We start from the raw sequence: 13,868 nt of genomic DNA, 5'->3' as shown, positions 1-13,868 counted from the left end.
GCACGCAGTGCGTCGCGACGCCTCGCGACGTGAAAAAACACCTCCGGTGAAATCCAGTCGCAGGGGCAGCGGCGTATAGCGGCAACCCATGCGAGCACCGAATCCGAGCTCCCGTCTCGCCCTCCTGGCGGTCACCGCGCTCTTCGCAGGCTGTGACAGCAGCCCGCCTGCCGGGGAGCGAGTGCCCTTCACGCCCGTCTCGGACGCGGTGGTGCTGGAGCAGGTGCCCGCGGCGGCGGGGGATGCCCGCGCCCGGGAGCGCGCGTCGCTGCGGCGGGCGCTGGCCTCCCAGCCCGGGCAGCTCGAGCTGGCGCTGCGGCTGGCCCGGCTGGACATCGAGGAGAGCCGCGTGCGGGGCGACCCGCGCTACCTCGGGCGGGCCCAGGCCGCGCTCGCGCCGTGGTGGGAGGCGAAGACGCCGCCGCCCGGCGTGCGCGTGCTGCGCGCCACCATCCTCCAGGGGCGGCACGACTTCCCCGCGGCCCTGGAGGACCTGGACGCCGCCGTGCGCGAGGACCCCCGGGACGCGCAGGCGTGGCTCACCCGCGCGGTGGTGCTCGGCGTCCGGGGCGAGCATGCCGAGGCGGCCCGCAGCTGCGCACCGCTCACCGCCCTGGCGGGCCCGCTCACCGCCGCCGTGTGCGAGGCGCAGGTGAAGAGCCTCGCCGGCCAGTCGCGCCAGGCCTACACGCTGCTGTCCGAGGCGCTCGCGCGCGGTGGGCTGAGCCTGGAGAGCCAGGCGTGGGCCCTGTCCACGCTGGCGGAGGCCGCCGCGCGCGCGGGCGATACGGAGCGCGCGGAGAGGCTCTTCACGCGGACGCTCGCGCTGGACCCGAAGGATGCGTATACGCGCGCCGCCTACGCGGACCTGCTGCTGGAGCTGGGCCGACCGCTCGAGGCCGCCGCCCTGGTGAAGGAGCACGGCGAGGACGACAACCAGCTGCTGCGCCGGGTGCTGGCGGAGACGGCCCTCGGCTCGCCCGAGGCCCCCGCGCTGGCCGCCGAGCTGGCCGAGCGCTACGCGGCCAGCCGCCTGCGCGGGGACGGCCTGCACGCGCGCGAGGAGGCCCGCTTCGCGCTCCATGTCGAGAAGGCTCCGGAGAAAGCCCTCGAGCTGGCGCTGCGCGCCTGGGCGGTGCAGCGGGAGCCGTGGGACGTGCGGCTCCTGCTGGAGGCGGCGCTCGCCGCGGGCAGGCCGGAGTTCGCGGCGCCCGCCCTGGCGTTCCTCGAGGCGAGCGGCTGCCAGGACCCGGGACTGGTTGCGCTCGCCCAGCGCGTGCGGAGGGCCCAGCCATGAGCCGCCTTGCCCCGACGTTCTCGTTGTTGCTGCTGCTCGCCCCCCTGGCCGCGCTCGCCCACAAGCCGAGCGACAGCTACCTGCACCTGACGCGCGACGCCCAGGGCCTCACCGGCCGCTGGGACGTGGCGCTGAGGGACTTGGACGAAGTGCTCGTGCTGGACGCGGGAGGCGACGGCGCCATCACCTGGGCCGAGGTGCGCGCGCGCCAGGCGGACATCACCGGCTACGTGCTCGGGCGGCTGACGCTGGGCGCGGACGGAGCGCCGTGCACGCTGGAGCCCGGCGAGGCCCTGCGCGTGGTGCGGCACTCGGACGGCGCCTACGCGGTGCTGGACTTCGCCGCGCGCTGCCCGGCACCGCCCTCCACGCTGGACGTGGGCTATTCGCTCCTCTTCGACCGGGACCCGCAGCACCGGGGCATCGTCCAGGTGGGAGGGGCGGGCGCCAGCGAGACGTGGGTCCTCTCCGCGTCGCGCCGCGAGGCGCGGGTGCCGCTGGAGGGGCTGTCGCCCTGGCGCCGCTTCGGGGAGCTGGTGTGGCAGGGCGTGGTGCACATCTTCGCGGGGCTGGACCACCTGCTCTTCCTGTTCGCGCTGCTGCTGCCGTCGGTGCTGCGCCGGGAGGAGGGGGGCCGCTGGGTCGCGGTGGCGGCCTTCGGGCCCGCGCTGCGGGACGTGGTGAAGGTGGTGTCCGCCTTCACGGTGGCGCACTCGCTGACGCTGAGCGCCGCCGCGCTCGGGTGGGTGTCGCTGCCCTCCGCGTTCGTCGAGTCCGCCATCGCGGTGAGCGTCATCGCCGCCGCCCTCAACAACGTCTTTCCCCTGGTGCGTGGCACGCGCTGGGTGGCGGCGTTCGCCCTGGGCCTGCTGCACGGCTTCGGCTTCGCGTCCACGCTGGCCGACCTGGGCCTGCCCGCGGGCAGCCTCGCCGTCACGCTGCTCGGCTTCAACGTGGGCGTGGAGCTGGGACAGCTCGCTTGCGTGGCCGTCTTCCTGCCGCTCGCCTTCGCGCTGCGCGGCTCCGTGCTGTATCGCCGCGCGCTGCTCGTCGGAGGCTCCGCCGCCATCGCGCTCATCGCGTGCGTGTGGCTCGCCGAGCGTGCGTTCGGCGTGAGCCTGCCGGTCGCCTGAGCTTTCGCGCGAGGCCGAGCATCCGGCCTCCGCGCGTCTGCGTAGTGTTTGCGCCTGGTCTGGCGTCCGAGGTCGGCCGCGTCTCCAGGCGGTGTTCTCACAACCCTCACCCCAGCAGGAGATTCAGAATGAGAGCAAGACAGCTCGCGGCGGCGCTCACCGTCGCGACCGCCCTGGGTGCGCCTGGCGCCCTGGCATCCAGCCACCGGGAAGCTCCGTTCATCACGGAGATGCCCAAGGTGGACTCCACCGACTTCTACATGTTCCGCAGCTACGAGACGGGTCGGCAGGACTACGTCACCCTGATTGCCAACTACCTGCCCCTTCAGGACGCGTACGGCGGGCCCAACTACTTCACGCTGGACCCGGATGCGCTGTACGAAATCCACGTCGACAACAACGGGGATGCCACCGAGGACCTCACCTTCCAGTTCCGCTTCACCAACACCCTGGCCAACAACGGCAACGGTGTCAGCCTGAACATCGGCACGGGAGCGAACCAGCGGAGCGTGGCGGTGCCCTTCTTCAACGTGGGCCCCATCACCTCGGCGAACCGCGCCGCGCTCAACGTCTCCGAGAGCTTCACGCTGAAGGTCGTCCGCGGCAACCGCCGCGCCGGCACGGTGGGCGACGTGGTGAACGCCGCCGGCGGAAGCGCCACCTTCGTCAAGCCGACGGACTACATCGGCACGAAGTCGTTCGGTGACGCCGCCGCGTACGAGGACTACGCGAACGACCACATCTACAACGTCACCATCCCCGGCTGCGCCGGTCAGGCGAAGGTGTTCGTGGGGCAGCGCAAGGAGCCCTTCGCGGTCAACCTGGGCCCCGTGTTCGACCTCGTGAATGCGCCGCCCGAAGTCATCACCGACGCGGGCGCTCGTGGCGCGGTGCCCAACCCGCTGGCGCGCAAGAACATCACCACGCTGGCGCTCGAGGTCCCCATCGCCTGCCTCAAGGCGGGCAACCAGGACGTCATCGGCGGCTGGACGTCCGCGAGCCTCCGCCAGGCGCGCGCCCTCAACCCGAAGGCCACGTACACCCGCCCGTCGCGCGAGGGTGGCGCGTGGACGCAGGTGAGCCGCCTGGGCATGCCGCTCGTCAACGAGGTGGTCATCGGCATCAAGGACAAGGACCGCTTCAACGCGAGCGAGCCCAAGGACGATGCCCAGTTCATCGACTACGTCACCAACCCCACGCTGCCCGCGGTGCTGGAGCTGCTCTTCGGCTCGGCCGGCGTGAGGGCGCCCACGGCGATTCCCCGCGACGACCTGGTGGCGGCCTTCCTCAAGGGAGTGCCCAACGTCAACGCCAACGGCTCCACGGCGGAGATGCAGCGCCTCAACACCGCCCTGCCGGCCACGGCCCGCGCCAGCCAGAACAACCTGGGCGCCGCGGCCTGCTTCGTCAACGGCGTGCTCACCCTGGCCAATCCGGGCTGTGACCCCGCGGGCTTCCCCAACGGCCGCCGTCCGGGCGACGACGTGGTGGACATCGCGCTGCGCGTGTCCATGGGCTACCTGCTGGCCAACGACACGCAGGCGCCGTCGCGCAACATCCCGTTCCACGACGCCGTGCTGCAGGACGCGGCGCAGTTCGACGCGGCCTTCCCCTACCTGCGCACGCCCAACCCGGGCGCCAACGGCGACGGGACGTGAGCCCATGAGCACGCTGAGAGCCCTGGCTTGCATCCTGGTCCTGGGGTCCGCCCTGGCCTACACCGGATGCAGCGACGACCTCGACGACAAGCCCGGCACCGGGCCGTTCCCGGTGCCCGACGCCGGCACTCCGGACGCCGGCGCTCCAGACGCCGGTGAGCCGGACGCCGGTACGGAGGTCACCACCCTGGTGCGTGACCTCATCGAGAACCAGACGACCGAGACGGGTACGCCCGTGGAGACGGAGACCCGGAACCTCGTCGACACCGCGCCCACCGGCGCCTTCCCGGACGCCTTCTTCCAGTAGGCGCGCCGACGGACGGGAGAGACGCGGGCCGGCCCACCTTCAGGGCCGACCCGCGTCATTACACCACTGTGACGCGGTACTTCTCCTTGTCCTCGGCCCGGTTGTGGGCCGTGGCGGCGGCGATGATGTGGCACACCCAGCCGAGGCACCCACCGGTGCCGATCCAGAAGCCCGGTGTGATGATGAGCCAGAAGACTCCGCGGAGGATGTCCCCGTTGTAGATCTGGCCCACACCGGGGATCAGGAAGGACAGCAGGGCAGCGATTCCGGGACGCGACATCGTTTGAGTTCAACCTCCTTGCCCTTCTGTACGCACCCGGCCCGGAGTCATTGCATCCCCCGGGTATCGGCTCCTGGACGCTTGCCTGCCTGTCATCCGGACGGCAGGTGCATTGTTCCGGCGGACCCGGTTAGCATGGCCGCCATAGGTACTTGCCGGGTCGGTGGGCGGTACCTGGGGGGATGGGTCATCTTCGGGCTGCTCCGAGCCAACGCACGCGCGTTCCAAGGCAGGCATCTGCTGGAGATGCTGGCCCTGGCACTCGTGTATTTCGCTGCCGGCAGGCTGGGCCTGTCCGTGGCCACCGTGGGCGGTAACGTCAGCCCGATGTGGCCGCCCTCCGGCGTGGCCCTGGCCGCGCTGGTGCTGCTCGGACCCTCCCGGTGGCCCGGCGTCCTGCTGGGCGGATGGGCCGTGACGTTCTCCACCGGCGTCCCCCTGCCGGTGAGCCTGGGCGTCGCCGTGGGCAACATGCTGACGGCGGTGCTGGGCTCGCTCCTGCTGCGGCGGGTGGGCTTCGACACCCGGCTGGGTCGCATCCGTGACGTCGTCGCGCTGTGCGCGGGGGCGGGGGCGCTGTGCGTCGGCGTCAGCTCCCTGGTGGGCGCGCTGTCGCTGGTGCTCGGGGGCGTGCTGGGGTGGGAGGAGCTGGGCAGCTCGGTCTGGGTGTGGTGGGTCGGGGACTTGATGGGGGTGCTGGTCATGGCGCCTCCGCTGCTGCTGCTGAGGCAGGTGGGGCGGCCGCGTCGCTATGGGGAGGCCACGCTCGTGGCGGGCCTCACCACCGTGCTGGGCGCGGGCATCTTCTTCCTGCCGGGGCTGGACGCCAGCGCCTCGCACGCGGCGACCTTCCTGCTGTTCCCCATGTCGGCCTGGGCGGCGCTGCGCTTCGGCGCGGCGGGCGCGGCGGCGACGTCGCTGGCCATCGCGTCGGTGGCCATCGCGGGGACCGCGCGCGGGCAGGGGCCGTTCTCCTCCGGGAGCGTGACGCAGGACCTGCTGGTGCTGCAGCTGTTCATCGCCGTCACGTCCGTCACCGGGCTGCTGCTGGCGGCGGCCAGTGACGAGCGCAAGCGCGCGGTGGAGAAGCTCCAGCTGCTGGCCACCACGGTGCGCGGGGTGCATGAAGGGGTGCTCATCGCGGAGGTGCGCGCCCCGGGCTCGCTGCGCACGGTGTTCGCCAACGAGGCGCTGCAGGGCCTGGTGGGCCGCTCGCTGGGGGAGCTGACGGGCCAGGACCCGTGCGTCCTCTATGAGCTGGAGCCGGAGTTGCGCCAGCGCGTGAGGGCGGCTCTGCTCGCGGGGGAGCCGCTGTGCGCGGAGGTGCTGCTGTCGCGCAAGGATGGCACCTCCCGGTGGAGCGAGGTGCTGCTGTCGCCGGTGCGGGCCACTGGCGAGGACGTCACGCACTTCGTGGCCACCCACCGGGACATCACCGCGACGAAGGAGCTGCAGGCGCGGCTGGTGGCCGCCGAGCGCGTGGCGGCGGTGGGCACGCTCGCGGCGGGCGTGGGGCACGAAATCAACAACCCGCTGGCCTACCTGGTGCTGAACCTGGAGACCGCGGCGCGCAGCCTGTCGGAGGGCGGGCTGCCCGGGATGAGGGACGCGCTGTCCGGGGTGCGGGGCGCGCTGGAAGGGGCGGAGCGCATCCGCCTCATCGTGAAGGACCTCCAGGTCTTCAGCCGGCAGGGTGACCAGGACCGGGGGTTGGTGGACCTCAACGCGCTGGTGCCTCCGGCGGTGCGAATCGTCAGTCATGCGCTGCGTCACCGGGCGCGAGTGGTGGAGGAGTTTGGTCCCGTGCCTCGCGTGCTGGGAAGCGAGGCGCGGTTGGGTCAGGTGCTGCTCAACCTCCTGGTGAATGCCATGCAATCCATTACCGAGGGCAGTCCCACGCTGAACGAGGTGCGCGTGCGCACCAGCACGGACGAGTCCGGCCGGGCGCGTGTGGACGTGGTGGACACCGGCACCGGCATCCCCGCCCACGTGCTGCCGCGCATCTTCGAGCCGTTCTTCACCACCAAGCCGAGCGGGGAGGGCACCGGCCTGGGGCTCGCCATCTGCCAGCAGATTGTCCGCGCGCACGGGGGCGAGCTGGAGGTGCGCAGCGAGCCGGGACGGGGCTCCGTCTTCAGCGTGCTGCTGCCGGCGGCGCCGGTGCAGGTCACCAGCGCGCCCGTGCGTCAGCCGTCCAGTCCTCCGGCCCTGCCCGCCTCGCGGACGCGGCGCGGGCGCGTGCTGGTGGTGGACGACGAGCCCCGCCTGGCGCAGTCCATGCGGCTGCTGCTGGAGCCGTACCACGACATCGTGACCACCACGCGCGGCGGCGAGGCCCTGGCCCTGGTGGCCGCGGGCCACCGCTTCGACGTCATCCTGTGCGACCTGCAGATGCCGGAGGTGGACGGCGCCACCGTCTACCGCCGGCTGTGCGCGCAGGCCCCGGAGCAGGCCGAGCGCGTGGTGTTCATCTCCGGCGGCGCCTACACGGCGGAGTCCCGCCAGTTCATCGAGACGGTGCCCAACCGCGTGCTGGAGAAGCCCGTGCGCCCGGAGGTGCTGATGGCCACCGTGGACAACGCGCTGGTGGAGGGCAGCGCCCTGGTGGAGCCGGAGCCCGTGGCCGCGGTGGGCGGCTCCCGGCACTGAGGACCTCACGCAGCCGGGCCCGGGCCACACGGGCCCATCCATGGAGGGGAACATGGCCAAGAAGGCGGCAGTGAAGAAGCCGAAGAAGCCCGCGAAGCCGGCGGCACCCACCGGGCTGCATGCGCCCATGACCAATGTCGTCACCGGGCCCTCGCCCGGAGGTCGGGAGCTGGTTTCTCCTCCCGAGGTGGGCCAGGCGGAAGGTGTGCTGGAGCCTCGCGAGAGCGGCTTCGAGGCGCTGCGCTCGGACCTCGCCCTGGAATCGGCGCAGCCCATCACCGCGCCGACGGACGCCCGCCTGCCGGACATCGGCGCGGCCTCGTTCACCGACCCCCGGATGCAACTGGAGACGGTGCACGGCTTCGACAACCGCATCCGCGTCACGGAGACCGACAAGTACCCCTACCGGGTCAACGCCTCGCTGCTCATCACCGCGAGAGACGGCTCGCAGTGGATTGGCACGGCGTGGTTCATCAGCCCGCGCACGCTCATCACCGCCGGGCACTGCGTCTACATCAAGAACAGCGGGAGTCCGTCGCGCGACGGCTGGGTGAAGAGCATCCAGGTCATGCCGGGACGCAACGAGACGAAGCTGCCGTTCGGCGCGGTGACGAGCACCCAGTTCTGGACGGTGAAGGGCTGGGCGGACTCGGGTGACGAGAACTTCGACTACGGCGCCATCATCATCCCGACCGAGCTCGGGCTGCAGGTGGGGACGCTGGGGTACGCGGTCTACGGCGACGCGGAGCTGCAGGGCTCCATCGCCAACGTCACCGGGTATCCGGGCGACAAGGACTCCGGCACGATGTGGTACGACACCCGGGGCATCGCCGCCGTCAGCGCGGCCAAGGTGCACTACGACATCGACACCGCGGGCGGGCAGAGTGGCGCGGCCGTGTATGTCGTCAAGGATGGGCAGCGCATCGCGGTGGCGGTCCATGCGTACGGCGGGCCGAGCACCAACTCGGGCACGCGCATCTCCGCGTCGGTCTTCGCGAACCTGACGAACTGGAAGGCGTGAGGTCCGCATGCGCCCGGCCATCGTGTCCGGCCGGGTGGTCGGCCCGGATGGGCGGGGCGTCGCCGGGGCGAGCGTGTACTTCGTCCACGCCCCGGTGGCGCTGCCCGACATCGCGCAGCGCACCGGGCCGGATGGGCGCTTCTCGCTCGGTGTCCCGGTGGCCGGCCGCTACCGCATCGGCGTGAATGCGCCCGGCTGGCCGGCGCGGGAGCAGGATGTGGAAGTGGGAGGCCTCACATCGCCCCTGGTCGACATCTACCTGGATGCGCCCTGACGCCTGGCACGCCAGCGGGCTTCCGCCAGGGTGCTCATCCCGGATGCGCTGGGTATGATGGGGATGGGGGACGAGCTCGTCGTGTCGTCGGGAGGAGCAGATGCTGACGCAGCAACAGCGGGAATTCGTCGAGGAGCAGCTCGTCGCCGTCGTGAGCCTGCATGGCTCCCCGCGGGCCACCATCGCCGCGGTGATGGGAGGCCTGGCCAGCAAGCTGCCGGACGGACTCGTGCCGGAAGTGCTCGTCACGCGGGCGGTCGATATCTGCATCGCCGACGCATACGGGAGCACTCCACCGGCGCTGGTAATGCTCCTCGGGCTCATCAAGCACATCGCGGGCATCGCGGATATCGTCGCCGCCATCGGGACGGTGCCGCTCGCCACTGGAGCCACTCCGAACGACCCCTTCTCGGCCCTCATCCTCGACAACAAGCTGCCCTTCCTCGACCGGCAACCCGCGCGAGCCTTCCTGCGTGCGCTCACCCAGCCGATGCCGATGCAGCCCGTGGTGGTCGTCTCCGGCAACCAGAAGAGCGGGAAGTCCTACACCAGCGAGTTCGTGGACCACCTCTGCCGGAACCTGCCCGGCATCCAGCACTGCCGCATCGAGGTCACTCATGACCAGGGCGCTTCCGTGGGCCCAGCGGAGCTCGCAAGGGACCTCGTCACCCAGCTGGGCGGCAACCCATGGCAGGGGCCGCCCCAGAATACGAACCTGGACCGCTGGGCCCAGGAGCTGGCGAACTGGGTGCTCGCGGAGGCAAAGCAGAGCGGCGTCCGGTGGTGGTTCGTCCTGGACGGCTTCAACAAGAAGGAGCTGCGCTCCGACACCTCGCTGCTCATCGTGAAGCTGGCGAAGGGGCTGACGACTGGCTACGCGCGCCTCTGGCACCGGCTCATCCTGCTCGACTTCGACCGGACGGTGCTGCCCCTGCAGCCGGGCACGATTGCCGCGGAGTCCACTGCGGGTATTCCCGCCAGCGCCGTCGCAGCGGGCATCGCAGAGGTGGTGAAGGCCTCCGGCAAGGCCGTCGATGAGAAGAGGATTCTCGACAAGCTCATGGATGGGCTGCCGGACCCGGTGGTGGACCTTCCCGAGCTCGGCAGCCGGTTCAGGGACCTCATCACGGTCATCGCGCCATGAGCACGAGCAACGACAGTCCTGACGAACCGGGGACCGATGACGTCCTCGCGGAGCTGGAGCGGCGTTTCGCCCAGCGGCGTGGGCCCTCCCAGGCAGCCAGGGGCCCTCCGTCGGGACGAAGCGCATACGAGCTCGCCGCCGCGGTCCTGCATGTCTTCGACCCGAAGCGGCTGCAGCCCCATGGTGAGCCCTCCACCCGTGAGGACCCCTTCACCGCCCTCTTCGACGCCTCGGTGCCGGCGGTCGGCTGGCGGCACCAGCGGCTGCGCAGCCTCCGGCCGGAGGTCCGTCGCGAGGCCCTGGCGCAGCTCGGCAGCCGGGACGCGATGCGACAGGCGCTGGCCTCGAATCCAGACAGGACGAACACGGCGCTGCAGGTGTTGTTCGAGCGGTGGGTGGGCGGCGAGCCCCTCGAGCTCGAGCGGCTGAGCCATGCGCAGCTCGAGTGCCTCCGGGAGCTCTATGACTGGGGCATCGAGCGGTTCGGGCCGCTGCCCGAGCGTGAGCACTTCGAAGCGGCGCGGGTGCGTCGTGCCGCGTTGGGCATGTTCGAGCATCTCGTCGACGCGTCCTTCACCGGGCGCGAAACCGAGCTGCAGCTGCTGCGCGACCATGTCGGCGTCAGCTCCCCGTCCATGTGGGCGAGGCTCCGCAGGTTCCTGGCGGACGGACCGCGGGCACCCCTGGTCATCTGGGGGCCCGGGGGCACGGGCAAGACGGCGCTGATTGGCCGCTTCCTGATGGACCACCTGGAGTCGGCCAGGGCGGCGTGGTTTCCCTTCGCCTACCTGGCCTTCGACTCGGACACCCTGGACGTGCGGGAGCCCTTCACGGTGCTGGTGGCCGCCGCCTCCCAGCTCGAGGCCCAGCTCGGTGGCACGGAGGGCGCCAGCCGTGGAGAAAACGATGCCCGGCGCAGCCTGCTCGAGGGGGCCTTCACGAAGTTCCGCGAGGAGGTCGAGAACTACCGGGATGCTCGTGGATTGCTTCGCCAGCGGGCGAACATCCCCGAGGAGGAAGTGTGGCGGCTGGCCGGGGTCTCCCGAGCGGAGTACCGGTTCAACGTCAGCTTCAGCCAGCTCCTCGGGGACATCGCGAAGGTGGTCGGCGCGGAGCAGGAGGCATCCCAGGTGCCCGTGCTGCTCGTCCTCGACACGTTCGAGGAGGTGCTCTACCGGACCAACGAGGAGCTCCGCGGGCTCTGGGGAATGCTCGAGACGGTCCAGACCGGCTTCCCGGCCCTCCGCGTCGTCATCGCGAGCCGGACCCGGCCGCGTGCCTTCTCCGTCGGCGGCAGACGGCCGGCAGAGCACGAGCTGAGTGACTTGGAGGAGCGGGACGCACTCTCCCTGCTGCGCCATCTGCGTGTCGATGATGACGAGGTCGCGCGAGCCATCTTCCGACAGGTGGGCGGCAATCCGCTCACGCTGCGGCTGGCGGCCCGCGTTGCCCAGGACGAGGCGGTGGGGGCGGAGGGCATCCGCCAGTTGAGGACGCGAAGGTACTTCTTCCTCGACGTCGCGCCCGAGCTCATCCGGGGGCAGCTCTACCGCCGCGTGCTCGACCACATCCACGACGAGGACGTCCGCGCCCTCGCGCACCCGGGAATGGTGCTCCGCCGGGTGACGGCGGACCTCATCCAGGACGTGCTCGCGCCCATCTGCGGCCTGCGCGGTGTCGACGGCACGAGGGCGGAGGCGCTGTTCGAGCAGCTCGGACGGGAGCACTCGCTCGTCAGCCTCGAGGACGACACGTCACTGCGCTACCGCGAGGAGGTGCGTCGCCCGCTGCTGGAGCTGCTCGCGCGCGACAAGCCAGAGGAGGTGAGGGCCATCCACCAGGCCGTGGTGGAGTACTACCGGAAGCGAGACCTGCCCGACCCGGTGGAGCGTGCCGAGGAACTCTATCACTTCCTCATGCAGGGCACGGGCATCGACCCCGCCTACGTCGAACGCAATCTCGCCGGACGCTGGCTGCCGGGAGTGGAGAGCCGCCTGTCTTCGGCGTTGGACGAGATTCCGGTCGAGCAACGCGTGCTGCTTGCCCGGTACATGAGCATTGAGCTGCCGCCGCAGACCTACCAGCTCGCCGACCTGGCCAACTGGGAGCGGCTCGTCGGTCGGAAGGCGCTGAATGCACTCCGGCATGAGGGGCCCCGGGAGGTCCTGCAACTCCTGGGCGCGCGCAAGGAGCGCACGCCGGAGAGTCCCCTCTACGCCATCGAGGCACGTGCCCTGCTGGCGATGGGCCGTCAGACAGACGCCGCCGCCTTGTTGTCGCGTGCGTTGGAGGGCTTTCCGACCGTTGGCAATCTCGGGCGGCTCGCGGAGCTCCTCTGGATTCAGACGCGGGCGATGCTGTCGCTCGATGACTTCGAGAATGCCGGCGTCACGCTGGGGCGGCTGGAGAAGCTCGCGACGACGATGCGCTCACCCCTGACCCGGGTTCAGGCCCTCACCGAGCTGGTCGCGCTGGAGGACGTCGGCTCGAAGGACGGCCGTGAGGCGCGCGAGGCGCTCGCGGCAGTGCTGTCGAAGGTGTCGGAGCGGGACGCGGACAAGGAGCGCTCCCTGATACGGCTGGCGCTCACGCGGCTCGGCGCCGACTACCCGGCCACCCTGGGACGGCTGTTGCCGCTCGTCGTCCATGACTGGATGTTCATGGTGTCGCGCGGAAGCATCGACGTGCGCCCCGCCCTGCGGGAGATGGAGCTCGTCCTTCGTGAGAGGGGGGAGCCCTGGATGCTGGAGGTCGCGCGCTACGTCCGGGTGGGTGGGCAGTCCGCGGAGCTGAGCCGACGGGTCGCGCAGGAAATCGTCGGCCGTATCGGAGCCCCTGGCTCGGGGCCCGCCGAGGTGGAGGCCGCAATCACGCTCCTGCGCGCCGAGAACGCGAGCCTGCGTGAGGCCAACCTGGCGGGAATCGAGTCCTACCGGGAATCGTGGGAGCTGGATGCGGCTCCGGAGGTGCTCTCCTGATGGCCGCGTACTTCGACCAGGGTCGCATCATCTCCCTCGCGGACCTGGTGCTGGAGCTGGTGGGCTACGACACCAACGTCCGCAATGTCACCCTGGGGGGGCTGCCCACCGGCTTCAAGGGAATGCTGCCCGGCGGCGCTGGCAGCCCGCCGATGGTCTCCCTCAGGCTCGACCTGCAGTACCTCAATTCGGTGGAGCGGCTGGGGGACGGCACCGTTCCCATCAAGCTCTGGCTCCAGAACGTGCTGTCGCTGGTGGGGTCGGTCGCTGCTGCGGACCCGCTTCGAGAGGCTCTCGCCGAACTCGAGGAGAAGTCGACCGGTGCGCAGCCCGTCGTGGTCGCCGCACCGGCCCTCGTCGAGAAGGAGAAGGTCCTCCTCCGGGACGCCATGGTCCCCCTCAGCTTCCTCTCCCAGGGGCTCGACGCGGCGAAGTCCGTGGCGAAGCTCATCGTGACCCGCTACGAGAACGGCACCGCGAGGATGAACGGCGCCAATCCGGTCGTCTACCTGGGGACGGGGTGGCTCATCGCCCCCGGCCTGTTGATGACGAACCACCATGTCTTCAATGCCCGGAACGACGGCGAGGGCGCGGCGAGCGACGATGACCTGCGCCTGCAGACCACGAAGACGCGCGTCCTGTTCGACTACGACGGAGCTGGCATGGCGGGCAACGAAGTCATGCCCAGCGAGCTGGTCGCCTGGGACGTGAAGCTGGACTACGCGCTCGCCCGGGTGGCCGACGGTGGGCGCAAGCCGCTGACCCAGGCCCCGAGGCCGCTGGAGAAGCTCGAGCCCAACGCGGCCATCGCCGTCAACGTCATCCAGCACCCGGACGGCAATCACAAGAAGTTCGGCATCCGCAACAACCTCGTCGCGGCGGTCAGCCAGACCGAGCTGCAGTACTTCACCGATACCCTGAATGGCTCCTCCGGCTCTCCCGTGCTCAATGACCTCTGGCAGGTCCTCGGGCTCCACCGGGGATCGACCTACGTCAAGGGCGTGAAGTTTCAGGGACAGACGCTGAACTACGTCAACGTGGGCACGCAACTGTCCGCCATCCTCGCGGACCTGAAGGCCCGCTACGCGGGGAAGGTTCAGGAGCTCGGCATCTGACTCATTCAAGAC

11 protein-coding genes are annotated in these 13,868 nt (G+C 70.8%); 10 read left to right on the top strand and 1 reads right to left on the bottom strand.

Going from position 1 to position 13,868, the window contains the following annotated elements; genetic code table 11:
• Nucleotides 1-88: 88 nt before the first annotated feature.
• The 4 genes from LXT23_RS20960 to LXT23_RS20945 all read left to right on the top strand — a co-directional run bounded on the left by LXT23_RS20960 (nucleotide 89) and on the right by LXT23_RS20945 (nucleotide 4,395).
• Nucleotides 89-1,297: a tetratricopeptide repeat protein gene (locus tag LXT23_RS20960; protein ID WP_253981987.1), complete on the top strand. Its 1,209-nt coding sequence runs from the start codon at nucleotides 89-91 to the stop codon at nucleotides 1,295-1,297.
• Entirely contained in the window at nucleotides 1,294-2,430 is a 1,137-nt protein-coding gene (locus LXT23_RS20955) for a HupE/UreJ family protein (RefSeq protein ID WP_253981986.1), read from the top strand. The genes LXT23_RS20960 and LXT23_RS20955 overlap by 4 nt, the downstream gene beginning before the upstream one ends.
• A 128-nt stretch (nucleotides 2,431-2,558) precedes the next feature.
• Nucleotides 2,559-4,088 carry a DUF4331 domain-containing protein gene (locus tag LXT23_RS20950; RefSeq protein ID WP_253981985.1) on the top strand — a complete coding sequence of 510 codons (1,530 nt, stop codon included), beginning with the start codon at nucleotides 2,559-2,561 and terminating at the stop codon, nucleotides 4,086-4,088.
• 4 nt (nucleotides 4,089-4,092) lie between these two features.
• Nucleotides 4,093-4,395, top strand: a complete 303-nt coding sequence (locus tag LXT23_RS20945; protein WP_253981984.1) for a hypothetical protein — start codon at nucleotides 4,093-4,095, stop codon at nucleotides 4,393-4,395.
• 58 nt (nucleotides 4,396-4,453) lie between these two features.
• On the opposite strand, the gene LXT23_RS20940 is transcribed toward LXT23_RS20945, so the two are convergent.
• Complete coding sequence (locus LXT23_RS20940) at nucleotides 4,454-4,675, bottom strand: DUF5683 domain-containing protein (protein ID WP_253981983.1); 222 nt, start codon at nucleotides 4,673-4,675, stop codon at nucleotides 4,454-4,456.
• A gap of 246 nt (nucleotides 4,676-4,921) precedes the next feature.
• On the opposite strand from LXT23_RS20940, the gene LXT23_RS20935 reads away from it, so the two are divergent.
• From LXT23_RS20935 to LXT23_RS20910, 6 genes are all read left to right on the top strand, one after another.
• Nucleotides 4,922-7,324 carry an MASE1 domain-containing protein gene (locus LXT23_RS20935; RefSeq protein WP_253981982.1) on the top strand — a complete coding sequence of 801 codons (2,403 nt, stop codon included), beginning with the start codon at nucleotides 4,922-4,924 and terminating at the stop codon, nucleotides 7,322-7,324.
• A gap of 52 nt (nucleotides 7,325-7,376) precedes the next feature.
• Nucleotides 7,377-8,345 (top strand): trypsin-like serine peptidase, encoded by a 969-nt coding sequence (locus LXT23_RS20930; protein WP_253981981.1) that lies wholly within the window; start codon nucleotides 7,377-7,379, stop codon nucleotides 8,343-8,345.
• 7 nt (nucleotides 8,346-8,352) lie between these two features.
• Nucleotides 8,353-8,619 carry a carboxypeptidase-like regulatory domain-containing protein gene (locus LXT23_RS20925; RefSeq protein WP_253981980.1) on the top strand — a complete coding sequence of 89 codons (267 nt, stop codon included), beginning with the start codon at nucleotides 8,353-8,355 and terminating at the stop codon, nucleotides 8,617-8,619.
• A 100-nt stretch (nucleotides 8,620-8,719) separates the two neighbouring features.
• Nucleotides 8,720-9,763 (top strand): hypothetical protein, encoded by a 1,044-nt coding sequence (locus LXT23_RS20920; protein ID WP_253981979.1) that lies wholly within the window; start codon nucleotides 8,720-8,722, stop codon nucleotides 9,761-9,763.
• Nucleotides 9,760-12,741, top strand: a complete 2,982-nt coding sequence (locus LXT23_RS20915) for a hypothetical protein (protein ID WP_253981978.1) — start codon at nucleotides 9,760-9,762, stop codon at nucleotides 12,739-12,741. Before LXT23_RS20920 ends, LXT23_RS20915 begins: the two co-directional genes overlap by 4 nt.
• The gene (locus LXT23_RS20910; protein ID WP_253981977.1) at nucleotides 12,741-13,856 is read left to right on the top strand and encodes a trypsin-like peptidase domain-containing protein; all 1,116 of its coding nucleotides are present in this window, start codon (nucleotides 12,741-12,743) and stop codon (nucleotides 13,854-13,856) included. Before LXT23_RS20915 ends, LXT23_RS20910 begins: the two co-directional genes overlap by 1 nt.
• The last annotated feature ends 12 nt before the right edge of the window (nucleotides 13,857-13,868 follow it).

Origin of the sequence: Pyxidicoccus xibeiensis, from assembly GCF_024198175.1 — a bacterium.
GTDB classification, from domain to species: Bacteria; Myxococcota; Myxococcia; order Myxococcales; family Myxococcaceae; genus Myxococcus; species Myxococcus xibeiensis.
The sequence above is the reverse complement of the archived record's forward strand: the minus strand, read 5'-3'. Positions and strand labels throughout refer to the sequence as shown.